The sequence below is a fragment of the Candidatus Polarisedimenticolia bacterium genome, from assembly GCA_036001465.1.
GTDB lineage: Bacteria > Acidobacteriota > Polarisedimenticolia > Gp22-AA2 > Gp22-AA2 > Gp22-AA3.
This window is the reverse complement of the sequence record DASYUH010000032.1, coordinates 1-23,780: the sequence shown is the minus strand read 5'-3', so window position 1 is coordinate 23,780 and position 23,780 is coordinate 1. Positions and strand designations below refer to the sequence as shown.

The window sequence follows — 23,780 nt, the reverse complement described above, 5'->3', positions numbered from 1 at the left end:
ATCAGGGCGGGGTCGGGCAGGGGAACGGCAGCGGCCTTGGAGTGAGATCGGAATCCACTCCCGGCGCGCTCTCCCCGCATGCCGCTTCTCCCGTGATGACATAGTAAAACGCCGAGCCGGCCCGCGGATTCGCGGCATCGACGGAGAGGAGCGGACCGTCGCCGGCGGCGTCGTCGCTCTCGAAGCACGCGTGGTCGTAACGTGGCGTGCGGCTTCCCATCCCGCCCGAAGGGATCGTCCCGCGGTACGTGTTCCAGTGGGTCGCATCCGGCGTCGCCAGCCAGGACATCTTCTCGTTGCTGAGCATCTCGTGCCCCGTGACCAGGGACAGCGGCGGGCGCGAATGCCCGCATGCGCCGGTCGCCTCGTCACAGAAGTCGGTGGTGCAGGCGTCGCCGTCGCTGCAGTTCACCGGCTGCCCGATGCAGGCCGGCGCACCGGTGGAGTCGCGGCCGCAGGCGTCGCCGACCGTGCACGGGCTGCCGTCCTGGCAGGCGATGCCGAAGACGGGATCGGAGCGACAGAGTCCGTTCGCGCAGGAGTCCACCGTACAGGGATTGCCGTCGTTGCAGTCGAGGGGCTGGATGAGGCAAGCCCCCGTGGCCGGGTTGCAGCTGTCGACCGTGCACGGGTTGGTATCCGCACAGGCCGGCGTTCCCTGGCACGTGGGAGCGGTCGCCCCCGGGACCTGGACGCAGAGATCGTGCGAGGTGCACAGGTTTCCGTCGTCGCACGCCTGCCCCGCGAGCGGATCGAACCGGCATTGCCCCGTGGTGGCGACGCATGAGTCGAGCGTGCAGGCGTTGCCGTCGTCGCAGGTGACGGGCCGGTTGACGCACCTCCCCGTCGTCGGCTCGCAGAGGTCCTCGGTGCACGGGTTCTGGTCGTTGCACGGGACCGGATCGCCGCAGACGCCGCTCCTGCAGGTCGAGCCGACGGTGCACGGATTGCCGTCCTGGCAGGGCAGGCCGTCCGGCTCGGCCGAGGTCTTGCATTGGCCCGTCTGCGTGTTGCAGGTATTGCGGGTGCACGGGTTGAAATCGTCACAGTCGAGGTCGGAGAAGCACACCTCCTCGGGAGCGAGCGAGATCCCGACCCGAGGATCCTCCACGCAGACCTCCAGCTCGGTGGGCAGAACGGTGACCACGGAATAGCTGTTGCCGTGCCGGTTGATGTCACGCGGGTTCGCGCCGGCCGGGCAGTTCGGGTGAGGCCCGGGGATGCCCGGGACCTGGAAGGCGTCCTGCACCGCCTTGGCGACGTCGTCGGCCGAGCCCCCGAGGGGAAGGGGGACCCTGATGGTGCAGTTGCCCAGGCCGCTGCGCTCGCGGAACACGAGCGATCCGCCGGAGGCGCCACCTGCGGCGGTCTCGAAGCGGGCCCGCATGATGCGCAGCTGGTTGGTCACCGGCGTGCCGAGCTTGTTCATCCTGAAGCAGACCCCCGTGGCCTGGCCGGGGGCGGCGCGCAGGGAGGGGACCAGCTGCCCTCCGATCAACCCCGGGGCGAGGAGCTTCAGGTTGTCCAGGTCCGGGAAGAGGTCCTCCTCCTCATCCATCGTGCGGCCGGGCAGGAGTTCGCCGCTCACGCCCTTGGCGATGCAGGTCGCGTCGGCATTGACCGCGTCGCGTGCCTTCTTGAGGACGTCGGCTGGTGTGTCGGTCGCCGCGATCGGCACGTTGACGGAGCACAGAGTCTCCGTGGTTCCGTCCCCCGTCTGCAGCGTCGGGAGCAGCTGGAAAGCCCCCGCGGGCAGGGCGTCGATGGAGACATTCTTGTTGTTCGAGGCGGAAAATCCCCCGAGCCCGGTCAGGCTGATCCAGGAGCTGGGGGGGCTCGTGACGTCGGGGCAGCCCGTGATCAGGTCGATGCCGACCTGAGGGCCGCAGATGGCCACGACGGCCGCCGCCTTGTTGCCGGGCTGGTTGCAGGATGAGATGTTCACGCCTCCCAGACAATTGCCGTTGAGGCAGGCCCACGCCACCGGCTTGCCGTTCCAGAAACCTCCCTTGCTCGTGACCAGCACGCCGCTTGCGTCGGTCGTGATCGTGCCGCCGATGGCGTCCTGCGTCCCCGTGGCGCACACCGTGCTGTTCTGCCGCAGGATCTTGAGCGTGCAGTTCTGGCCGGGAAGAAAACCGCTCCCGTAGACCGGGATGTCCCAGATGGCGTCGTCCACCCAGCCCTCGAAGTTGCTGAGGAACGGGCTCGTGAGAATGAACGCGCCGCGGCCGTGAGTCCCCGCGAACACCCTGCCGCGCGACTCATCCATGGAGATCTCGAAGACCGGGACCCGGGGCAGACCCGTGCTGAAGCGGAACCAGCTCCCGCCGCCGTTGAGACTCTTGTAGATGCCGATGTCCGTGCCGAGCCAGAGGCGGCTCGGCGCGCTGGGCTCGACGAGGATGGTGTTGGCCGGCACGCCGTTGAGATCGCCGTGCGCGGCGGTCGCGGTCCATGTGGTCCCGCCGTTGGTGGTCTTGTAGACATGGATGCCCGAGAAGAACCCGGACAGCGTCGCATAGGCTGTGTCCGAGCTGGTCGGGTCCACGGCGATCCAGGTGATCGGCGCGGCGGGAAGCCCGCTGTCCTTCTCGGTCCAGCAACAGCCGATCCCGGGGCAGGCGCTGGCGCAGGCGGAGTTCGTGGCGAACACCTTGCCGCTGTAGTAGCCAAGGTAGATGCGGTTGGGATCGCCGGGGGCCACGGCGATCGCCGAAATGACGTCCTGCCCGAACACGATGTCGTCGGTCACCGGCGCCGTGCTGAGGACCGGGCTGACGGCGGTCCAGTTGCCGGCGTCGTTGGTGCTCTTGAACAGCCTGTTGGTCCCGAAGTAGAGGGGATGGGGGGACGTCGGGTCCTGCACGAACGGCGAATAGAAGGAGCGCGGATCGGTGGTGTTGAGCCCGGCGTTGATCACGTCTCCGAAGGAAGCGCCTCCGTCGCTCGATCGTTTCGGGACCACGCTGAAGGGATCGGGCACGTTGGTCGTCACGTACATCCGCATGACGTTGTCCAGGTCCATGATGGAGAAACCGCCGTCGCCGCAGCACGGCAGGGTGTCCCACCCGCTGAGGCCGGTCCACATCTGTCCGGTGTTGTCCTGGGCCCCGCCGATCACCCTCGCCGTCAAAGGCGACGACGCGATCGACTGGAAGCCGAAGGACTGGATGTTTCCGTTTTTCGGCGTCCAGGTGCCGCCCCCGTCCGCCGAGGTGACGAGGCCGCCGTCATTGACGTTGTAGACCCGGCTCAGGTCGCTCTGATGGAAGACCACGGAGTGGTGGTCGAAGTGCGAGACGCCGCCCAGCGTGTTGGTGTCGGCGACGGACCAGGACGCGCCGCTGGTGGTGGACTTGCAGAGGCGGATGGCGCCCAGGAAAAGGGTGGTCGACGTCGTGGGGTGGACCGTCAGGGCGTGCGTGTAGCGCGAGTATCCGTTCGGGCAGTTGTCGGTCTCGGATTCGGTCCCCGTGTAGGTCTGCGTCCAGTTCATCCCGCCGTCAATCGACTTGAAGACGTCGGGCGAGCAGCCGTCCAGGAGCCGGTCGGGGCAGTGCCCGAACGAGGCGTAGAGGATGTCGGGGTTGGTGCGGAAGAGGGCGATCTCCACGTGATCGAAGGTGGTGTTGTTCACGTTGGGCAGGCCGTTGACGCTGGGGCATCCCATGGGCTTCGGCACGCCCTTGTTCAGCGGGCACCAGTTGACGCCGCCGTCCGTGCTCTTGAAGATTCCCCGCCCCAGGTATCCGGCATAGAGGACCATGCTGTTGTTCGGATCCATCTCGAGATCGGTCGGCCGGAACCCGTCCGCCCCGGGAATGGTCAGCTTGCTCCAGCTGTTGCCGTTGGTGGTCGATTTGTAGATGCCGTAGCCGCCTGGAGACGGCTCCGGGGCGGTGACGGTCGACTCCGAGGCGGAGGCGGTGACGCCGCTGGAGAGGGTGACGTAGAGGACCTGGCCGCTTCCCGAGGTGGTGGGATCGAGGACGACGTTGTAGATGGAGCCGTGCTTGAAGCTGTACGGGGTGCCGGTCTTGTTGCTCCAGAACACGTCCGGCCCATCGACGGACCCCACGAGCAGGCCCTTGCCGTAGAACGTGTCACGCCGGATGGCGTTCTCGCCGGTGCCGGCGTAAATCGACAGGCAGCCATTGGCGCCGCAACCCGCCAGGGCCAGCGATCCGATCGCCAGCGACGGCTGGTCGTCGGACTTGGGCGCCCAGGTCGTTCCGCCGTCGGTGGAGTGCCACACGCCGCCCTGAGAGGTCCCGACCCAGATGTCATCCGGGTTGGACGGATTGGCCGCCACGGCCGTCGCCCTGCCGCTCACCCCGCCCGGAAACGGTGTGAAGTGGCCCGGAGCCGGTCCGATCGGGTACCAGTTGATTCCCTCGATCGCCGCCCGGTACGGATGAGTCCACGCGAGAGCAAGCAGGAGAACGCCGAAAACGGCCGCTGAAATCCGAGAGTGTCGCGGGAGCATGGGAGACCTCCCTTCCACGGAAGACCGAGCGTTGGTGAATGGACCGCACCATTCCACAGCGCGCGCGGGCTGTCAAGAGCCCTTTTTGAATGGAAGCCTGCGGCCGGATGGCGGCCCGAGGAGGCGCCGGATGTCGGCGACGAGCGCCCGGGAGGCGGCGCGGCTCCTGGCCTCGACTTCCCGGTACAGCCGCAGAACGTCTTTTCCGGCGGGTGTGAGACGGGCGCCCCCGCCCCGCCACTTCGAGGTGACGACCAGCGGCCTGACGAAACAGGCGTTCATCGTCTCGACCAGGAGCCAGGCGCGCCGGTAGGACATCCCGATCGACCGGGCCCCCGCGGAGATGGAGCCGGCGCGCCCGATCGCCTCGAGCAGATCGGCCTTGCCCGGTCCCATCGCGATCGTCGATCCCAGGCTGATGCGCCAGCGCGGCCTGGCGATCCAGGCCCGGCGCGACTCGGGGCGTGTGCGGCCTCGCGCGCTCATCGTATATCCTGATATATAATGCCGGCGTCCACCCGGACGGACAGCAGTCTACCGCAGCCTCGGGAGGTTCGAGGATGAGATGGTGGAGTCTCGCCGCGTCGCCGGCCGCGGCGGCCGGAATCCTGGGGCTGGCGGTCGCCCGGGCGGGCGTGCCGGCCCCGGCGCCAGCCGCCCCGACCGAGATCGTGGTGTACGCGGCCTCGAGCCTGCGCGACGTCCTGCAGCGGCTCGCCCCCGCCTGCGAGAAGGCCATCGAGGCGCGTCTGGTGTTCAACTTCGGAGCCTCGAACGACCTCGCGCGGCAGATCGAGGCGGCCAACAAGGCCGATGCCTTCCTGTCCGCGGACGAGGCTTGGATGGATCACGTCGCCCGGGTCGGGCTCGTGGACCCCGGCTCGCGCCGGTCCCTGCTCTCCAACCGACTGGTCGTCGTGGGCGCGTCCGATTCGGCCCTGCGCATCGGCTCGGCGTCCGACCTCGGCTCGCCTGCGATCCGGCGGATCGCTCTGGGCAATCCCGAGGCGGTCCCCGCCGGCAAGTACGCGCGGGCGTGGCTCGAGAAGGCAGGCGTCTGGGAGTCCGTCGCGGATCGTGTGACGCCTGCGCTGGACGTGCGGGCCGCCCTGGCCGCGGTCGAGTCGGGGGCCGCCGGCGTCGGGATCGTCTACCGCACCGACGCGGCGATCTCCAGCAAGGTCAGGGTGCTGTACGAAGTCCCCGCCGCGGAGGAGCCGCGAATTTCCTATGCGGTCGCGGCGCTCGGGAAGCGTCCCAACGTCGAGGCGGCCAGGCGCTTCGTGGCATGGCTTGCCGGGCCCGCAGCCCTGGCGGCGTTCGAGCGATCCGGGTTCATCGTGCAGGCCGGGACGCCTTGATCGGTTCCGCGGTGTCCCCCCTGCTCATCAGCTTCAAGGTCGCGTGCTGGGTCACCGTCCTGGTCCTGCCGCCGGGCGTCCTGATCGGCCTCCTCCTGGCGCGCGGCGGCTTCAAGGGGAAGAGCCTGATCGAGACGATCGCCTCGCTCCCCCTGGTCCTGCCTCCGACGGCGATCGGGTACCTTCTGCTCAGGATGCTGGGGAGGGACGGACCTCTCGGTGAATCGTCGCTGGGATTCGATCTCGATCTGCTGTTCACCTGGAAGGGGGCGGTCCTGGCTTCCGGCGTCATGGCGCTGCCGCTGGTCGTGCGGACCTCGAGGGTGGCGTTCGATGAGGTCGACTCCCGCCTCGAGGGGATCGCGCGCACGCTGGGACTGGGACGGGTCAGGACGTTCGTGGAGATCACTCTGCCCCTGGCCCGCCGCGGCCTTCTGGCGGCGGCGGTCCTGGGCTTCAGCCGGGCGCTGGGGGAGTTCGGGGCGACCATCATCGTGGCCGGGAGCATTCCGGGACGGACGCAGACCCTGGCCCTGGCCATCTTCAGCGACATGCAGATCGGCCACGATCGCGCAGCGATGACGCTGGTCGCAGTCACCGTGGTCCTCGCGTTCGCGGCCGTCTTCACGGTCGAGATCCTCCTTCGCAAGCGCGCGCGCTCCGCATGATGCCGAGCCTGCTCGTTGACCTCACGATGCCGCTCGACCGATTCACGCTCTCGGTCGAATGGGAGACGTCCGAGGCGGCGCTGGGCATCTTCGGCCCCTCGGGGGCCGGCAAGACCTCGATCCTGGAGTCGATCGCCGGGCTTCGGCGGGGAGCGCGGGGAACGATCCGGGTCGGCGGCGAGACGTGGCTCGACTCGTCCCGCGGGCTCGTCCTGCCCCCGGAGCGGCGCGGCGTCGGCTACGTCCCCCAGGATGCGCTCCTGTTTCCCCATCGCGACGTCCTGGGGAACGTGGTCTCGGGATCCCGGCGCGCCCGGAGGCCCGGAGCGCCGCGCGTCGATCCGGAGCGGGCCATCGAAGTCCTCGAGCTGGGCGATCTGCGGCATCGGGACGTCGCGTCCCTGTCGGGAGGGGAGAAGCAGCGGGTCGCCCTCGGCCGCGCCCTCTGCTCCGGGCCGGCGCTGCTGCTTCTGGACGAGCCGCTCGGGAGCCTGGACCAGCCGCTGAGGCGGCGCATCCTTCCCTGCCTGTTGCGGATCCAGAAGGAGTTCGCGGTCCCGACGATCTACGTGTCGCACGAAACCACCGAGGTCACGCTCCTGAGCCGCGAAGTCCTGGTCCTGGCGGCGGGGAAGGAGGTGGCGCGCGGCCGCCCGGAGGACGTGTTCATCGATCGTTCGATCTTTCCCATGGCCCGCGAGGGGGGGTTCGAAAACATTCTTGCCGGTCGGGTCGTCGAGGCCTCCGCGGCGGTCGCCACGGTGGAGCTCGAGCCCGGCGTGCGCGTGTCGGTCGCCGCGCCGGGCCTCGAGGCGGGGCGCGAGGTGATCGTGGCGGCGCGGGCCGAGGAACTGATTCTGGCGGTGCATCCGCCCACGGGGCTGTCGGCGCAGAACATCCTGGCGGGAGAGATCCGGGAGATCCGGCAACCGGCGGCCGAGGACGGCGGGGCCGGGCAGGTCGTCGTGGTCGTGGCGGTGGGCCGGCTGGGCGCGCCGGTGCTCGCGACGATCACGGCGCAGGCGTGCCGGCAGCTCGCCCTCGCTCCCGGCGGGCGGGCGCACCTGGTGTGCAAGGCGAACTCGCTTCACCTGCTGGCGACGCGTTGATGGATTCAACAACCACAAGGAGGCGCAAGGTGCGGCACGGACTTCACGGATGGGTAGCCCTGTCGATCCTGGCCCTGGCGATGGGCCGTCCCACGGGGGCCGCGACGGCCCCCGAGGCGGGGGAGAAGAAAAAGATCGAGATCGAGCTCCGGCTGATGTTCTGGGCCGTCGCCGGCGGGGCCGACGACCTCCCCTCGGGGTCCCCCGCCCCGACGCCGCAGACCGAGGACATCCAGGACCTGTTCCTGAGGCGGGGGAGAGTGATTCTCGTGGCCCAGGCGTCCCCCAAGGTGGACCTCTACGCCCAGCTCGGGCAGGACAATGTCGGCAGCAAGGTCCTGAGGGACGATGCGGGGTTCCGCGTCAAGGATCTGTACCTCAACTACAAGCGCGCCGACGCGCTTCAATTCATGGTGGGCCAGTTCAAGGTCCCGTTCCTGCGCCAGAACCTCCAGTCCGCATTCAATCAGCTCCTGGTCGATCGCGCGCTCCTCCCTTCGCTCCGGCCCGCGATCGAAGGGAGCCGGGACCAGGGAGGGATGATCTGGGGGAACCACGGCGGCCTGCAGTACCGGGTCGCCGTGTTCGACGGATCGGACCAGGAAGACAGCAACCCCACGAGCAGCCTGCGCGGGGCGGCGCGCGTCTCCTGGAACTGGTTCACCCCCGAGACCGGAGCGGGCTACACCGGCACCACCATCGGAGAGAAGCGGATCCTGCAGGTCGCCGTGCAGGCGGACGCCCAGAACCACAGGCTCGACTCGAAGGACGATTCCGCGTTCACCGCCGAGTCCCGCGCCTACCGCGCCTGGGCCGCGGACCTCTTTTACGATCAGCCGTTCGCCGGGACGTGGGCGCTGACGTTCGAGGGGGCCTGGCTCGAGCGCCGCGACGATTATGACGGCCCGGGCGCCGACACCCGGTCGATCCGCGGGTACTACACCCAGGCCGGGCTTCTCCTCCCCGGGCACGTCGGTCCGGGCCGGCTCCAGGTCGTCGGACGCTACGAGAATCTCGACACCGACCGCGGCGCGGTGACGGCCACCGTCCACAACCGCACCGCCGGCCTCACCTATTTCGCCGCCGGGCACGGCCGCAAGATCCAGCTCGACTACACCGAGCGCCACGAGCGGCCGACGGCCCTCGACAACGACGAGATTCGCCTCTCGGTGGTCACCACATTCTGAGAGGTGTCTCCTTGATTCAAGCAGGGGCTCGTCATAGAATGACGGCCTTCTTCAGGGAGACAGGTCCATGACACGAGACCCAGTCCGTCCGCCTGGCACGCGGCCGTGGGTCAGGTGGTGCGCGACAGTCCTCGCGCTCGCGTTCGTCCTGGTGGCGGTCCACCAGATCGTCCCGCATCACCCGGACCATGCCCGCTGTCCGGTCTGCACGTCGCAGGATCGTCCTTCGCTGGCGGTCTCCGATGTGCGCGTGCCGCTTCCCCGGCCGGTCACGTTCCGGCTACCGCTGGAGCCGACCGCCGATCGCACGCTTTGCAGTGTCTCCGTCCTCCACCCCCTGCGCGGTCCCCCAGTCCTCCTCGCGGTCTGACAGCCCATACGTCGTGAATGAATAGCGGGACATCCGTCCCGAGACGGCCACCATTCCGTCCGCCGGCGCACGCGCCGCGGGGATGACGGCGCCGTCTTCGATGATTGACCGTCCGCGTTGCGGAAGAAATACAGGGGGGGATCCATGCGATCAAAACGAAAGTCATTGAGTTCCCTTAGTGTTGCAGCGTTCCTTGCGATGGTGGGTGTGACAGGCCTGAGGGCGCAGACAGCCGGATCTGCGGAAACGCCCGCGACGCCTGAGCGTCCGGCGCAGGGCAGCATTACCGGCACGGTAACGACCAAGGACAGCAAGAAGCCGATTCTGGGGGCGGAGATCGAGGTTATCGGTCAGTACCGGATCGCGCGGAGCGACTCGTCCGGACACTTTACTCTGGGAGATCTCCCGCCCGGAAAGTATCTGCTCTCGGTCCGGGCCACGGGGTACGGGTCGTATTCGGGCCAGGTCCCGGTCGAGGCGGGCAAGCCGGCGAGCGTCGAGGTCGTGCTCGACGTGCAGTTCCACGAAGAGAAGCTGACGGTGACGGCGAGCGTGGAGGCGCGGGATCCTCTTCAAGTGTACCAGCCGACGGACGTCATGGGAGCCAAGGAGCTGGAGCAGCGCGCCGCCGTGTCGCTCGGCCAGACGCTGGGCAACGAGCCGGGGGTCTCGCAGACCGGTCTCACGCCGGCGGCCGGACGGCCGGTCATCCGCGGGTTCGGCGGCGACCGTGTGCTGATTCTCGAGGACGGGCTGCGCGTCGGCGACGTGTCGTCGATCTCGCCGGACCATGGCGTGGCCTCCGATCCGGCGGGAGCGGAGCAGATCGAGATCGTGCGCGGGCCGGCGAACCTCCTGTACGGGAGCAACGCCATCGGCGGCGTGATCAACATTCTCGGCAATGAAGTGCCGCTGCACCTGCACGAGAAGCCCACCGGCAGCCTCCTCCTGCTCGGAGGTTCGAACGCCGGCGAGATGTCCGCCACGGCGGACATCGAGGCGGCGGCCGGGCCGGTCGGGTTCCGCGTCGGGGGCGGGCACCGTGAGGCGGACGAGTTCGACTTCAAGGGGGGCACGGCGGGGAACTCGCAATACGACACCGACACCGCGCACGTGGGGGCCTCCTTCGTGAAGCCGGGGGGGATGTTCGGCGTGGCCTATCGATCGTGGGAGGCGGACTACGGGATCCCCGTCGACGACGCCGGGGCCGCGGTCCCTCCGGGCGACCCGGGCGTCACGATCGGCATGAAGCAGCACAGCCTCAAGGCGCGCGGCGAGGTGGACAAGGAGTTCGGCCCGTTCAAGGCGGCGCGCTTCGAAGCGGTGAGCCGCACCTACGAGCACACGGAGTTCGAGGACGATGGGACGCCCGGCACGAAGTTCGACCTCGACACCACCGAGCTCCGCGTGGACGTGTCCCAGAAGGTGCACGGGCGCTGGAACGGCTCGTTCGGGCTGTGGAACCTCGACCAGGACTTCTCCGCCGTCGGGGCCGAGGTGCTGGTCCCGAAGGCCAGGACCAAGGGGTACGCGGGCTTCGTGTACGAAGAGCTGGCGTTCGACAAGATTCGGTGCCTTGCGGGGGCCCGATTCGAGAGCGTGAAAGTCGATCAGGCGGCGACGGGAATCGACAAGAGCTTCGATCTGGTCTCCGCGGCCCTGGGGACGATCGTGAAGCTCAACGACCCGCTCAGCCTGTCGGCGAATCTCACGCATAGCTCCAAGGCGCCGAGCGCCGAGGAGCTGTTCGCGGACGGCCCGCACGCCGCGACCTTTGCCTTCGAGGTGGGGGACGAGACGCTCGGCAAGGAGACGAGCCTCGGCCTCGACCTGTCCTTGAGGATGAGAACGAAGCGGCTGGGTGGCGAGCTCACGTTCTTCAAGACGCGCTTCAGCGATTTCATATTCATCAGTCCCACGGGCCTCGTCAACGCCGGATCGGGATTCCCCATTTTCCAGTACGGCGCGGCCGACGCCGATTTCACCGGCTTCGAGCTGCACGGCGATCTCAACCTGCGCGAGCATTTCATCCTCGAGATCCTCGCCGATTCGGTGCGGGCCCAGAACACGGGCATCGACGAGCCGCTGCCGCGCATCACGCCGACCCGCTTCGGGGGCGGCCTGCGCTACGAGACCGACAGTTTCTTCGTGGCGGCGGAGGCGAGGGGCGCGCTGCGCCAGGACAGGGTGGCCCCGTTCGAGACGGAAACGGGCGGGTACACGATCTACAACGTCTACGGAGGGATCACGCTCGCGGGGAAGGGGATCCTGCACCGCATCGGCGTGCGGCTCGAGAACCTGTCCGACAAGCTGTATCGCAACCACATCTCGCCGATCAAGGACGTCATACCCCAGCAGGGGCGGAACCTCCAGATGACATATCGCTTGCTGTTCTAATCTTTGGTGTTCGGATGAGCGTGCCGTGTCCCGGGCGCGGCCGGCGCCATGTCGTTCGGCACCGGCCACGCCCGCGCTCGAGGAACTCGCGACGGAGAAAGGCTTGGACCGCTTCACGGTCATTGACGAATCCACGAAGGCGTCGTACCTTCGCGGGTGCCCGGACGCGTTCCAGGGAGTCAGCCCACCGTGCAAAAGCAGCCCATTCGCATTCTACTAGCCGTCGCCGTCCTGCAGGCGTTCGCCACGGTCCCGGCGGAGCCTGCCCGCCCCGCCGCGAAGCTCGATCCCATGCTGCATCGCCTCATCCATGGGATGAAGATCGACGCCTCCGGCAGAAGGACCGGCCTCGATCCCGGCGAGCTGCAACTGTACGCGCGCGTCCTGGCGATCGATCTCGAACAGACGCCACCGATCGCGCGGATCAGGATGAAGCTCGACGATGGGGCGCGGCACGCGGTGGAGAAGCTGGGGGTGGTCACGTACGGCGCGCTGGGTGGATTCGCCAGCGCCGTCGTGCCGATTCCCCGGCTCAAGGAGATCGCCGACCTGCCTGGCATCGAATGGATCGAAATCGGGCGGCAGTACCGTCCGAATCTCGACGCCAGCATCCCGGCGATCCGGGCCGATCAGGTCGCAGCCGGCGTGGGCGCGCGCGGGGCCGGAGTCCTCGTGGGTATGGTCGACACCGGAGTCGACTGGCGAAATCCCGATTTTCGCAACCGCAACGAGGACGGCACTCCCGGGACGACCCGCATCAAGTATCTCTGGAGCCAGGACGACGCCTGCGTGGGCACCCGTCCGCCGGTTCCGTTCGATTTTGGCTGCCTGTACACGGAGACCGACATCAACGCGGCGCTCGGCGGCGGCCAATCGATCACCGCGCCGGACGCCGGATTTCACGGCAGCCACGTTCTCGGAATCGCCGGCGGCAACGGCCACAGCACGGGGAACGGGCAGCCGCCCGACACCTACGTCGGCGTGGCGTCGCATGCCGATCTGATCGTCGTCAAGACTTTCCCCGAGCCGGGAGACGCTTCCTGCGCCACCTGCTTCGATCTCTCCGCGGCCCTCGATTTCATCGACGCGAAGGCGGCCGAGCGGGGGGAGCCGTACTCGATCAACATGAGCCTCGGCACGGACCTGGGCGCACACGATGGCTCCGAATCCACGGAGGTCACCATCGACGCGCTGACCGGCCCCGGGAAGCCCGGCAAGGTCGTGAGCGTTTCGGCCGGAAACATCCGGGGAGCGGGTATTCACGCCTCCGGTGTCGTGTCCGCCGGCGGGACCGTCACACTCACGTTCACGATCCCGAGCTATACGGCGCTTCCCGGAATCTTCAACGACGTCCAGGCCTGGGAGCTGTGGTATGCGAATGGCGACAACCTGACGGTCACCCTGAAGGATCCGACCACATCGCCGTGCGGCGGAGCGGTCCTGTCGCTCGCCAATACCACCGGCGGCGGGCAGCAGGGGATCGCCACGAACAGCGGCACGATGATCATCGATGATACCGGCTCCCCGGCCGCGAACGGAGCGCGCTTCTTCGACATGGAAATCGACGACCAGAGCGGGCGTCCTCCGTGCCCTGGCACCTGGTCGCTCGATGTGCGCGGCAACACCGTCACCCAGGGGGGGCGGTTCGACACGTGGATCTGGTTCTCCAGCTTCGGCTCGGCGCAGGCCTTCGCAGACTGGAACCAGCCCGACTTGACGGAGCTGATCAGCATGCCCGCGACCTCCTTCAACGCCACCTCCGTCGCGGCCTTCGTCACCAAGAAACAGTGGATCGACGTGGACGGAATCGGCCGGATCTATGCGGACCCGAGCATCGTGGTCGGCGCGCTGGCGGATTTCTCGAGCCCCGGACCGACTCGCGACGGGCGCATCAAGCCGGACATCGCCGCTCCCGGCATGGGCGTGGCCTCGGCCCTCGCCTCCGACGCGGCCGCAAGCATTCTGGGCGGCACGCTCCGCCCGCGCGTGGTCCAGGACGGCGTGCACTGGGTGATCGAGGGGACGAGCATGGCCGCGCCGCACGTGACCGGCGTCTATGCCCAGATGCTCGGACTGAACCCGCGGCTCGACGCGGTCCAATTGCGCGCCCTCGCGAAGGGGAGCGCCCTGCAGGACGCCTTCACGGGCGCCACCCTCCCCAACAACGATTGGGGTGCCGGGAAGCTCGACGCCCTCGGCTCGGTGCAGGCGCTCATCAAGTCCATCCCCGATCTCTCGGCCTCCTCGAGCGGCAACACGTTCACCTGGAGCGCCATTCCGACGGCGACGACCTACAATGCCTACCGTGGAACGCTCTCACTCAAGGGCAGCACGTACTACGGCACCTGCTTTGCTCAAGGGCTGCCGTCGCCTTCCTTCTCCGACCCATCGAGTCCTCCCGCCGGCGACGGTTATTTCTACCTGGTGACCGGGGTCAAGGACGGCATCGAAGGCCTGCTCGGCTTCGCCGCGGACGGCGTCACGCCGCTGCCGAACAATTCCCCCTGTCCGTAATCGCGATTTGTGTTCTATGCGCGACAGCCCCGGGGGGCTGGTGCGGCCCCCCGGACCTCGGTCAGAACGGGTGCGACACGCCGAGCATGATCCCGGGCCCCGGCGCGAGGTTGACCTCGTTCACCTTCTGGTACACGGGGACCTGGACGAACCCGTAGATGGACGTGCCGGTCTTGATCTCGAGCCGGATCCCGGGGGTCAGGTTGACGAGGGTGGAGCCGGTCGACGGGACGCCGTCCCCCAGGAACTCGTCCCGATCGGCCCTCCGTCCGTTCACCTGCAGGGACCATGTGACCAGATGCTCCGTCCGGTAGCGGAACCCGGTGCTCGTCTGGATCTCGTCGCCGAACCGGTAGTCCAGTCCGTTCTCCCCGTTCCACCGGTAGGAGCCCGAGAGAAACCATTCCCCCTTCTGGGGAACGATCTGGCGCGACCAGGCGAGGGATCCGATGAAGTCGGTCGAGCCGGTGCCGGGCTCGATGGTCGGCTCGTTGATCTCCCCTTCGCTGTCGAGCAGTTTGTACTGGCCGGTCGGCAACTTGACGGCCAGGCCGCCGATCAGGATCTGCCGCGCCTTGACCGCCAGGGCATAACGGATCCCCGCCCGGATGTCGCCGAAGCCGGAGGAGCCGTCCGCATTCGAGAAGTGCTCGTCGACGGTGCCGACGTCGCCGAAGTGCTCGTGATCGCGGTCGTTGATGACCGGCAGCTGCCACTCGAGGGCCAGCCGGTCGGTCAGTCCGTAGGCCATGTCGATCTCGACCAGGGTGTTCTGCGTCCGGATCTCCCGGTGGTGGTCCGGCTCGAGGACGCCGCTCTCGAAGTCGACCCTGGGCGTCAGGACCTCGCCGACTTTCCGGGTCCCGGAGAGCTTGCGGTCCTGGACGACGTAACGAAACGACAGGTCCACGATGAGCTGGCCCCGGTTCCCGACCCCCTCCTGGGTGCCGGTGACGAGGAAGCAGTTGGCCGAGCCGCACGTTGCATGGACCGTGGTCGGGCGGGTGAACAGCATCAGGCAGGCGCCTGCGGCAAGAATACGGGCAGTACGCAGAGACACGGCAGTTCCCTCCGTTCGAGAAGCGGGTTGAGGATCAGAAGCGGCTGAATCGCTTCAGGAACGCGGGCGCGGGGGATGAAACGGCGGGTCGAGGCTCGGTCCCGCGGCGGGGCGCCAGTCTTCCACGTGAACCGGCCGCTCCGCGATCAGCGGTTGCGAGGCCTCGGGGCGGGGGAGGAGGGCGGGCCGTCCGCTTCCGAGCGGCGCCATCGGGATCTCGGAGGAGGCCCCGGCCCCGCATGGACGTCCGAGGCGACAGCGATCGACGTCCTTCCCGGGGGCGCAGCAGCACGACCGGCCGCAGCGGGCCATGGCGCAGGCGGTTCCGCCGCGGGCCGCCAGCGGAGGAACGAAGGAGGCGAGGCAGGACAGGAGCATCCCCACCGCCACGAATCGAAACCGCACGTCCACCGACCTCCCCTCGAGAGGCAGGGATTCTAGCACCCTCCCTCGGGCTCTTCCACGGCGCGGCCGCGAGCGGGCCACCACGCGGTCCGGGCGTGGTACTCTTCCGCCGCCGACACCCCTCGAGGGACCGATCGATGCGCTGCCAGTCGTGCGCGAGCGACATCCCCGAAACCAGCCGCTTCTGTCTCATCTGCGGCGCGCCGCTCGAATCCCGGTCAGAAACCCCCACGCGGACACACATGCAGGAGGCGGGATCGCAGGGGACCTCGAGGCCCGAGCGGTTCCTCCCCGGCACGCTGCTCGCCGGCCGCTACCGCATCGTCGGGCTCCTGGGCCGCGGAGGAATGGGGGAGGTGTATCGCGCCGACGATCTGAAGCTGGGGACCCGGTCGCGCTGAAGTTCCTGCCTCAGGAGCTCGAGGCGGAGCCCGGAAGGCAGGGGCGTTTCCTGAACGAAGTGCGTCTGGCGCTGCGGGTGACCCACCGGAACGTCTGCCGCGTCCACGACATCGGCGAGGCCGACGGCCAGCAGTTCCTGTCGATGGAGTACGTCGACGGAGAAAACCTCGCCTCGCTCCTGCGGCGGATCGGACGGTTCCCGCTCGATCGGGCGATTCGCGTGGCCCGACAGCTCTGCGGGGGACTGGCCGCGGCGCACGAGCAGGGGATCCTGCACCGCGATCTGAAGCCGGCCAACGTCATGATCGACGGCCGCGGGCAGGTGAAGGTGACCGACTTCGGGCTGGCCGGCCTCGCGGCGGAGATTCAGGGGCCGCAGGTGCGGGCCGGGACACCGGCCTACATGGCGCCGGAGCAGCACGCGGGGCGGGAGGTGACCGTCCGGAGCGACGTCTACGCCCTGGGGCTGGTGCTCTACGAGCTGTTCACGGGCAAGCCCGCGTTCGAGGCGCGCACGCCGGAGGAGCTGTCGCGTCGGCGCGATTCGACGCCGGCGAGCCCGGCCAGTCTGGTCGACGGGCTCGACCCCGCGGTCGAGCGGGTGATCCTGCGCTGTCTCGAGACGGATCCGGCTCTCCGCCCCGCGTCGGCCCTCGCGGTGGCGGCCGCCCTGCCGGGAGGGGACCCGATCGGGGCCGCCCTCGCGGCCGGCGAGACCCCGTCCCCGGAGCTTCTGGCCGAGGCAGGGCAGAGCTCAGGGTTGAGTCCGGCCCTCGCCTGGGCGGGCCTCGCCGCGATGGTGCTCGGCACGGGGCTCGTCGTCTTCCTGGGGGAGCAGACGGGGCTCGTGAATCTCGTCCCCCTCAGGAAGCCGCCCGACGCGCTCATCGAGCGGGCGCGGGAGATCGCGCGCGTCGCGGGCTACGACAGCGCGCCGGCCGACAGCATCGGCGCCTTCGAGCGCAACGAGGATCTACTTCGGCACCTGCAGGAATCGGGACCGCGGATCGACCCGTGGGGGCCGCTCCGTCGCAGCCGGCCCGCCGGGCTGCTCTTCTGGTACCGGCAAAGCCCCCGTCCCCTGGTGCGGCACTCCCCGGCGAGCACGGGGGACTGGTTCGCCGATCCGCCGAACAACCTGCCCGACATGCTGCAGATTGCCCTCGACCCCGAGGGCCGCCTGCAGGCGCTGACGGCCGTTCCTCCGGAGCGCCAGGACCCCGGGGAGGCGCCCGCCGGCCCCGACTGGGGTCCGATTCTCGGGGCGGCGGGACTGGGAACGGCGGCGCTGCGGGAGGCCGGCGCGTCCTGGTCGCCCCCCGTCTACGCCGATCGCCGGGTCGCCTGGGACGGGACCTATCCTGACGCGCCGGACGTGCCGATCCACGTCGAGGCCGCGTCCTTTCAGGGCCGGCCGGTCTGGTTCCGGATCTTCGAGCCCTGGAGCCGGGCTTCCGTGCCCGATGGGTCGGAGCCCCATGCCGAACGACGGGCCTCCGCGATCTTCGAGGCGGGGGCGTTCCTCATCGTGCTGACCGGCGCCGTGTTCCTTGCGGTGCGCAATATCCGGAACGGCCGGGGCGACCGGCGGACCGCTCTGCGGTTCGCTCTGTACCTGGGAGGGATCCGCCTTCTCTGGATTCTCGGGGCGCACCACCTGCCGCCGGAGCATGAGGTGGTCCTCTTCGTCGGGCACCTGGCCTACGCGATGTATCGCGTCGGCCTCGTCTGGCTGTTCTACATCGCGCTCGAGCCGTACGCCCGCCGCCTCTGGCCCCGCATGCTCGTGTCCTGGGTGAGGCTGTTCGGAGGCCGCTCGCGGGATCCGCTCGTCGGACGGGACCTCCTGGTCGGGGCGGTCTTCGGCGTGGTGTTCGCCCTGAACATCCGCATGCTCCAGTGGCTGCCCGGACGGCTCGGGCTCCCGTCGGTGCCGCCGTTCGCCGATCTGTGGAGCCTCGAGGCGCTCCGCGGGCTGCGCCACGCCGTGACCGCGACCCTGGCCATGCACACGACCAGCGTGCTCACCAATTTCATGCCGGTCATGCTGTTCCTGGTGCTCCGGCTGCTGTTCCGCAGGAGCTGGCCGGCGATCCTCCTCGTCTCGCTGGTCGGCGCCATGATTTTCTATCCCGGCGCTGGATCCCTCGCGATGTACGCCGGGTTCATGGCGGGCACCATGAGCCTGTTCTGGATCCTGCTGCTGCGCTTCGGTCTGCTGTCGACCATCACCTGCATCTCCATCGGAGACCTCCTGGCGCAGACTCCGATGACGTTCGATCTCTCGTCCTGGCGCGCGGGGGCCGGGCTGCCGGCCCTGGTCGTCATTCTGGGAGCGACCGTGTGGGCGTTCCGGATCGCGGTGGCCGGGCGCCCGCTCTTCCGCGACACGATCCTCGAGGCGGAGGTCCCCGCCTCCCACTGAAAGGGGGCGGGCGCCTTCCTCCGGGCGGATCAACGCCCCCCGCAGGCGACCGAGAACCCGGCGCTGACCCCGAAGTCCTCGGCCGTGTCGGAGAGGCCGACGAACACGGCGGAGCGGAACGTGACGCCCCGCGCCAGCGCGCGGTCGTAGCCGAGGCTGAAGTCGGCGAGGTCGGGGTTCCCTTCGATGACCGACTGGCGCCGATCGAAGAAGGCATGCCAGGACGATCGGTCCGACAGGCGCCGGTGGACGCCGGCGGTGAGCCAGGAGGTGTCGCGGAAGTCGAACCCCGCCGGATCGCCTCGCGCAGTGTGCATCCAGGTCCCGATCAGGTTCCAGGCACCTCCGAGGGGCTGCGTCACGGCGACGCCCGCGCCGAAATCGGGCTCACCGCTGCCGAGCCCTTTCGTGTCGTCGGCCGTTGGGAGTTTGATCCGGAGGATGCCGGAAACCCAGGGACGTCGCGCCGTTCCCTGGAGAACGAAGACCTCTTCCTGGACCAGCACGTCGCCGAGACCCGATTCCGCCGTGCTCCCGCCGGGGGCCGGTGCGATCACTTCGCCGTTGAGGTACAGGACCGGCTCGCGCGTCCGGATCGACAGGTACGGAACGGTCACCCGGAACTCCTGCCTCTCGGACGAGACGACGAGGATCATCGGGAGATAGACGATGGACGTATCGATCCCGGTTCCGTAATCTCCGCTGAAGTAAGCCGGGAGAAATCGGAAGTCGGTCCGGGCCCCCGCCATGGCGCTGGCGCCCGGGAGCGTCGCGGCGACGAGAGCAAAAAGGGGAAGGGCCGTGAAGGCCCTTCCCCGGGGGCAGGCGAAACGGACCCGCACCGTCGCCGCGCGGTGTCTAGGCGTTCGGCGGCGAAGGATGATCCGGTGGCTGCGGCCGCTCGGGGCGTTCCGGCAGCTGAGGCCGTTCGGGGCGCTCCGGCCGATCCGGCCGTTCTGGAGTCTCGGGACGCTCGGCGCGCTCCTGCAGGCCCGGATGATCCGGTCTCTCGCCGGCGATCAGGCCATCGAGGTTCCGCAGGGCGACGGTCCGGGTGTCGTCGAGACGATTGAGCGCCGCCTCGATCCGGGACGCGACCCGGGACGGCACCTGATCGAGCAGTCCCTGAAGCGCGGCGGTGGCGTGCTCGAACCCGGCCGCCACCGCGGCCCGGGCGCGCTCGAGACCGGTCACCTCGGGCTTGCCCGAATCCTCCTGCACGCCGGCTTCGTTCGCCGGCGCCATTCCGGCGAGGCCCTCGCCGTCGGGGCCGCCGTGACCCGTGAGCGCGGCGATGGCCTTGTCGTGTCCGGCCTGCGCCGCCGCGATCGCCTTCTCGATGCCCGGCCGGGCCTGCTCCGGGACCTTCGAGAGGAGCGCGGTGAGAATCTCCATCTGCCGGGCCGACGCGGCCTCGATCCTCTGCACCGCGTTGTCCTTGCCGGTTACGGCCGGTTTTCCCGGAGCGGCTTCGTCGGCGCGGGCCGGGACGGCGACCGACAACAGCGTCGCCGCCATCAAACTCAACAGCCTGATCCGTCGCATGGTCGTCCTCCTTTCCGAAACGGACATATGGGACATCAATACTTATACGACGAGGAGGAGTCCGAGGCAAATCAAGCCAGGGCGCGGCTTTGGCGAAGGTGGGATCAGTTCCGCGTCGCGAGGGCGATCGCCTTCGCGAGGTCTTCGAGCTTGAACGGCTTGAAGAGAATCTCGTTGCCGGCTTCCGTCAGGAACTTCTTGATCTCCGCGCTCGCTCCGTCGCCGGTCGTGAACACGATGCGCCGGGCCATCCGGGCGTTCTTCTGCAGGACCGCCCGGTAGATGTCCCTTCCGGTGCCGTGCGGCATCTTCATGTCGGAGATGATGAGGTCGTGGCCGTTCGACGCGATCTTCTGCAGAGCCTCGGGGACGTCGGAGGCGGTGTCGACCTGATGTCCCTGCGTCCTCAAAAGCTCCACCAGGAGATCCTGGATGCTCGACTCGTCGTCGATCACGAGAATCCGAAGGGAGGAGACCGTGGCGGGGACTGTGTCGGCCGTGTCGGGCAGCGCGGTCTCCGGATTGCCCAGCAGCGGCAGGTCGATCACGAACGTGGCTCCCTGGCCGGGCCCGCACTCCACCCGGATGCTGCCGCCATGCTCCTGGATGATTCCGTAGCAGAGCGACAGGCCGAGGCCGGTCCCTTTCCCTTCCTTCTTGGTGGTGAAGAACGGCTCGAAGATGCGCTCGGCGATTTCGCGGGGAACGCCCGGCCCGTCGTCCGCGATCCGGCACTCGATCCGGTCGCCGGCCTGGCGGGTCGTCAGCCGGATGGTCCCGCCGCGTTTCACTTCGACGATCGCCTGCTCGGCGTTGTTGAGGAGGTTCAGGACGACCTGCTGGATCTGGTGGAAGTCCAGCATCGTGCCCGGAAGGTCGGCGGCCAGGTCCTTCTCCACGATGATCTGGCTGGCCCGGAAGTGATAGGCCTTGAGCTCGAGAGTCTTCTCGATGATCCCGTTCAGCCCGAGGTGCTTCTTTTCGGGAGGGTGTTTGCGCGCGAACGTGAGCAGATTCCTGACGATCTTGGCGAGACGATTGGCTTCGGAGTGCACGATGTCCAGCCGTCTCTGGATCTCGGCGGGGACGCCCCTGGCGAGCAGGAGCTGCGTGTACCCCATGATGGTCGACAGAGGATTGTTGATCTCGTGCGCCACGCCGGCGACCAGCTCGCCGAGGGCGGTCATCTTCTCGGCCTGCATGAGCTGGCCCATCGCGACGTCCAGCCGGCCCTGGGTCTGGCTCAGGAGCTCCTTCGATTGCGAGTGTTCCCGCCGGAGCTCCGCCTCACGCACTTCGCGCGTCACCGCGGCGGGGAGCTTGGTCAGGCGCCCCTTGAGGATGTAGTCCTTCGCCCCCAGCTTCATGGCCTGGACGGCCTGCTCCTCGCCGATGCTGCCGGAGACGATGATGAAGGGGATGTCCCGCCCGGTCCTGTGCAGGAGCGCCAGGGCCGCCGGGGCGCTGAACACCGGCATGCTGTGGTCCGAGATGATGATGTCCCAGTCCTGGCGCGCGAGGGCGCTCTGCATGCCTTCGGCCGTGTCCACCCGCTCCCAGGCGGGATCGAAGCCGTCCTGACGGAGCTCGCGCAGCACGAACTCGGCGTCGTCCTCCGAGTCCTCGATGATCAGAAGCCGCAGCGGCTTGCCCATCGTGCCCTCTCCAGGCTCTACCGGGGTGGCGCCACGTTCAGGACGAGCCAATAGAGATCCACCTGCTTGATCGCCTCGCTGAACTCGACGAAATCGACCGGCTTGCGCACATAGCTGTTGGCCCCCAGGTCGTAGCTGGCGAGCCGGTCGCTCTCTTCGACCGACGAGGTCAGCATGACGACCGGCAGCCTCCGGGTGCGCGGATCCTGGCGCAGGCGGCGCAGCACCTCCAGGCCGTCGATGCCGGGCAGCTTGATGTCCAGAAGGACGAGCTCGGGGATCGCGGTCCCTCCGTCCCCGCCCTCGGCCGCCCGGAAGAGATAGTCCAGCGCCTGCGTGCCGTCGCGGGCGACGACGACCTCGTTGGCGACGTTGTGCCGCTTCAGGGCCCGAAGCGTCAGCGCCTCGTCATCCAGATTGTCCTCGACGAGCAGGATCGTTTTCCTATGCATCGCGCACCGCGCGCCCGGCGCACGTCCCACCGCCATGACCGCGCACCACGCGCCGGGCCGGGCCGAGGCGAGGGCCGGAGGCCGATTCCAAGGAGGTGGATGTCGAGGGCGCCTGCATCAATCGGTGCTCCGAGGTCTTCAGACCCCCGGGTCTGATGAGCCGCACGTCACCTGATACCAACATAGGCGGACGGATGGAGAAGTCCAGAAATCGCTGGAACCCTTGACGCGGGCTGCCTGCGGCCGCATGTTCTGACCCGCGGAGGTGGAACACGATGATCCCTGCAGGAGCGCGCGATCACAAGATTGAACCCGAGCATCTCGGCCCCCTGGCGGACAGGCCGCTGGTGGAAAAGGCCAAGTCCGGGAGCCCGTCCGACCTCTTCCCCGGGGCGTCGGCGTTCCTGAGCCCCCGCCTGCAGCGCGGGCGGCTGGAACAGTGGAAGGCCGCCATGCCGCTGGCGGGACGCCTGCTGCGTCAGGACGAGCACGTCCTCTACGTCGCGCACGCCATGGAGGTGCCGCCCGTTCTGACCTGCCTCGCGTTGGGCTACATGGCCATGACGTACCACCAGGTGGTTCTGGTGTTCACCGAATCGCGCCTCATCGAGGTGCTCCTCGGCGTGCGCGGCAAGAAGGCCGAGACTCGCGTGCGGTCCTATCCCTGGGCCAGCGTCCGCGATCTGAAGCTCGGGTTCGGCAAGCTGACGCTCGCGCCCGTCGAGGGCAGGAAGCAGGCCTGGAGAGTGCCGCTCCGGGGGGACAAGAAGCTCCTCGATCTCCTGCTGCCCCGCCTGAAGACGCGCCTGCAGCAGGAAGGGGCCGCGGGGGCGCAGAAGGTGCCGCTCTGGCACTGCCCGCAGTGCGTCGCCGCGGTGCCGGCCAGTCCGAAATCCTGCGACGCGTGCCGGACCGAATTCCGGTCCTCGCGCCTCGCGACCGCCCTGTCGCTGGCGTTCCCGGGTGCCGGTCTCCTGTATGCGGGCCATCCCTTCCTGGCCGCAGCCGATTTCCTGGGGGAGGTGTTCCTCTACGGAGTCTTCCTCCTGATGCTCCTGCAGTCCGAGCCGGGGGGCGTCGGCGTGGTCGTGGGGGTCGGCGCCCTGCTGTTCTTTCTGACCAAGCTGGAGAGCGTGCACCTGAGCCAGATCCTGGTGTCCCGCAGCAAGCCCGAAACGGCGGCGCGGCGATCCGGATACGGCCGGCTCGCGACGATCGGCGGTCTCGCGTCGGCGCTTCTCGTGGTCGGCGTCCTGCCCCTCGCGGGGTCGGCGCGGCCGGTGGTGGATCGCGACCTGGACCTCGGCGGAACGGACGCCTCCTGGCGGGGCAGCCGCAAGACGGCGGAATGGGAAATCTTCGCGGACGACGCGACGGCACGATCGCAGTGGTGGCACGCGAGCGGTCACCGGGTGACGCTCTTCGCCTATCCTCAGGGCATGCTCGAGGAGCCCGGCGAGTTCCGGTCGGAATTCAGGCAGGCCCTGGGCGCCCAGGGGCTCACCGTGGTGAAGGACGACGGAGACATTCCCTCGCCCTTCCAGGGCTTCCGGTTCGTCGGTGTCGGCAAGAACAAGACCGGCGTTCCTGTCTCGATCATCCACTATTTCGTCGTGGACGCGGAGAACCACGATCTGCACCACGTCCTCGCCGCGGTCCCCCAGGACGAAGGGGAGGACGCCGAGCGGGTGGTGAGAGATTTCCTGGCGCACGCGCACTGGATCGGCACCACGCCGCCCGA

General features: G+C 68.7%; 18 protein-coding genes. 10 read left to right on the top strand and 8 right to left on the bottom strand.

Annotation, left to right across the window (positions count from 1 at the left end):
* Nucleotide 1: 1 nt before the first annotated feature.
* Together VGV60_05935 and VGV60_05930 are read right to left on the bottom strand one after the other, a co-directional pair.
* Entirely contained in the window at nt 2–4,489 is a 4,488-nt protein-coding gene (locus VGV60_05935; protein HEV8700794.1) for a hypothetical protein, read from the bottom strand.
* A gap of 72 nt (nt 4,490–4,561) precedes the next feature.
* Nucleotides 4,562–4,975 carry a LysR family transcriptional regulator gene (locus VGV60_05930; protein ID HEV8700793.1) on the bottom strand — a complete coding sequence of 138 codons (414 nt, stop codon included), beginning with the start codon at nt 4,973–4,975 and terminating at the stop codon, nt 4,562–4,564.
* Nucleotides 4,976–5,049: 74 nt separating this feature from the next.
* Between VGV60_05930 and modA the strand changes: the two genes are divergently transcribed.
* The 7 genes from modA to VGV60_05895 all read left to right on the top strand — a co-directional run bounded on the left by modA (nt 5,050) and on the right by VGV60_05895 (nt 14,095).
* Nucleotides 5,050–5,850 carry a molybdate ABC transporter substrate-binding protein gene (gene modA, locus VGV60_05925; protein HEV8700792.1) on the top strand — a complete coding sequence of 267 codons (801 nt, stop codon included), beginning with the start codon at nt 5,050–5,052 and terminating at the stop codon, nt 5,848–5,850.
* Entirely contained in the window at nt 5,847–6,518 is a 672-nt protein-coding gene (modB, locus tag VGV60_05920) for a molybdate ABC transporter permease subunit (protein ID HEV8700791.1), read from the top strand. Before modA ends, modB begins: the two co-directional genes overlap by 4 nt.
* Nucleotides 6,515–7,627 carry a molybdenum ABC transporter ATP-binding protein gene (gene modC / locus VGV60_05915; GenBank protein HEV8700790.1) on the top strand — a complete coding sequence of 371 codons (1,113 nt, stop codon included), beginning with the start codon at nt 6,515–6,517 and terminating at the stop codon, nt 7,625–7,627. The genes modB and modC overlap by 4 nt, the downstream gene beginning before the upstream one ends.
* Before the next feature lie 29 nt (nt 7,628–7,656).
* Nucleotides 7,657–8,814 (top strand): porin, encoded by a 1,158-nt coding sequence (locus VGV60_05910; protein ID HEV8700789.1) that lies wholly within the window; start codon nt 7,657–7,659, stop codon nt 8,812–8,814.
* 67 nt (nt 8,815–8,881) lie between these two features.
* The gene (locus VGV60_05905; GenBank protein HEV8700788.1) at nt 8,882–9,184 is read left to right on the top strand and encodes a hypothetical protein; all 303 of its coding nucleotides are present in this window, start codon (nt 8,882–8,884) and stop codon (nt 9,182–9,184) included.
* Nucleotides 9,185–9,391: 207 nt separating this feature from the next.
* A complete protein-coding gene (locus tag VGV60_05900; protein ID HEV8700787.1) occupies nt 9,392–11,581 on the top strand; it encodes a TonB-dependent receptor in 2,190 nt (729 codons plus the stop codon).
* Between the two features lie 189 nt (nt 11,582–11,770).
* A complete protein-coding gene (locus VGV60_05895) occupies nt 11,771–14,095 on the top strand; it encodes a S8 family serine peptidase (protein HEV8700786.1) in 2,325 nt (774 codons plus the stop codon).
* 61 nt (nt 14,096–14,156) lie between these two features.
* Here VGV60_05895 and VGV60_05890 read toward each other — a convergent pair whose 3' ends face one another.
* Both VGV60_05890 and VGV60_05885 read right to left on the bottom strand, forming a co-directional pair.
* The gene (locus VGV60_05890) at nt 14,157–15,155 is read right to left on the bottom strand and encodes a hypothetical protein (protein HEV8700785.1); all 999 of its coding nucleotides are present in this window, start codon (nt 15,153–15,155) and stop codon (nt 14,157–14,159) included.
* Nucleotides 15,156–15,209: 54 nt separating this feature from the next.
* Complete coding sequence (locus tag VGV60_05885) at nt 15,210–15,599, bottom strand: hypothetical protein (GenBank protein HEV8700784.1); 390 nt, start codon at nt 15,597–15,599, stop codon at nt 15,210–15,212.
* Between the two features lie 203 nt (nt 15,600–15,802).
* On the opposite strand from VGV60_05885, the gene VGV60_05880 reads away from it, so the two are divergent.
* Together VGV60_05880 and VGV60_05875 are read left to right on the top strand one after the other, a co-directional pair.
* Nucleotides 15,803–15,961, top strand: a complete 159-nt coding sequence (locus tag VGV60_05880; protein ID HEV8700783.1) for a hypothetical protein — start codon at nt 15,803–15,805, stop codon at nt 15,959–15,961.
* Entirely contained in the window at nt 15,958–18,387 is a 2,430-nt protein-coding gene (locus VGV60_05875) for a serine/threonine-protein kinase (GenBank protein HEV8700782.1), read from the top strand. Before VGV60_05880 ends, VGV60_05875 begins: the two co-directional genes overlap by 4 nt.
* A gap of 29 nt (nt 18,388–18,416) precedes the next feature.
* On the opposite strand, the gene VGV60_05870 is transcribed toward VGV60_05875, so the two are convergent.
* The 4 genes from VGV60_05870 to VGV60_05855 all read right to left on the bottom strand — a co-directional run bounded on the left by VGV60_05870 (nt 18,417) and on the right by VGV60_05855 (nt 22,039).
* Nucleotides 18,417–19,229 carry a transporter gene (locus tag VGV60_05870; protein HEV8700781.1) on the bottom strand — a complete coding sequence of 271 codons (813 nt, stop codon included), beginning with the start codon at nt 19,227–19,229 and terminating at the stop codon, nt 18,417–18,419.
* Nucleotides 19,230–19,245: 16 nt separating this feature from the next.
* The gene (locus tag VGV60_05865) at nt 19,246–19,932 is read right to left on the bottom strand and encodes a hypothetical protein (GenBank protein ID HEV8700780.1); all 687 of its coding nucleotides are present in this window, start codon (nt 19,930–19,932) and stop codon (nt 19,246–19,248) included.
* Nucleotides 19,933–20,036: 104 nt separating this feature from the next.
* Nucleotides 20,037–21,587: a response regulator gene (locus VGV60_05860; protein HEV8700779.1), complete on the bottom strand. Its 1,551-nt coding sequence runs from the start codon at nt 21,585–21,587 to the stop codon at nt 20,037–20,039.
* A 17-nt stretch (nt 21,588–21,604) separates the two neighbouring features.
* Entirely contained in the window at nt 21,605–22,039 is a 435-nt protein-coding gene (locus tag VGV60_05855; GenBank protein HEV8700778.1) for a response regulator, read from the bottom strand.
* Between the two features lie 275 nt (nt 22,040–22,314).
* On the opposite strand from VGV60_05855, the gene VGV60_05850 reads away from it, so the two are divergent.
* Nucleotides 22,315–23,780: hypothetical protein (locus VGV60_05850; GenBank protein HEV8700777.1), on the top strand; the 1,466-nt coding region annotated here is incomplete at its 3' end.

Excerpts from the sequence above, each read along its gene's own strand:
- VGV60_05905 (HEV8700788.1), top strand. The coding sequence starts at position 8,882 with ATGACACGAGACCCAGTCCGTCCGCCTGGCACGCGGCCGTGGGTCAGG.
- VGV60_05855 (HEV8700778.1), bottom strand. The coding sequence starts at position 22,039 with ATGCATAGGAAAACGATCCTGCTCGTCGAGGACAATCTGGATGACGAG.
- modA (HEV8700792.1), top strand. The coding sequence starts at position 5,050 with ATGAGATGGTGGAGTCTCGCCGCGTCGCCGGCCGCGGCGGCCGGAATC.
- VGV60_05865 (HEV8700780.1), bottom strand. The coding sequence starts at position 19,932 with ATGCGACGGATCAGGCTGTTGAGTTTGATGGCGGCGACGCTGTTGTCG.
- VGV60_05880 (HEV8700783.1), top strand. The coding sequence starts at position 15,803 with ATGCAGGAGGCGGGATCGCAGGGGACCTCGAGGCCCGAGCGGTTCCTC.
- VGV60_05935 (HEV8700794.1), bottom strand. The coding sequence starts at position 4,489 with ATGCTCCCGCGACACTCTCGGATTTCAGCGGCCGTTTTCGGCGTTCTC.
- VGV60_05930 (HEV8700793.1), bottom strand. The coding sequence starts at position 4,975 with ATGAGCGCGCGAGGCCGCACACGCCCCGAGTCGCGCCGGGCCTGGATC.
- VGV60_05860 (HEV8700779.1), bottom strand. The coding sequence starts at position 21,587 with ATGGGCAAGCCGCTGCGGCTTCTGATCATCGAGGACTCGGAGGACGAC.
- modC (HEV8700790.1), top strand. The coding sequence starts at position 6,515 with ATGATGCCGAGCCTGCTCGTTGACCTCACGATGCCGCTCGACCGATTC.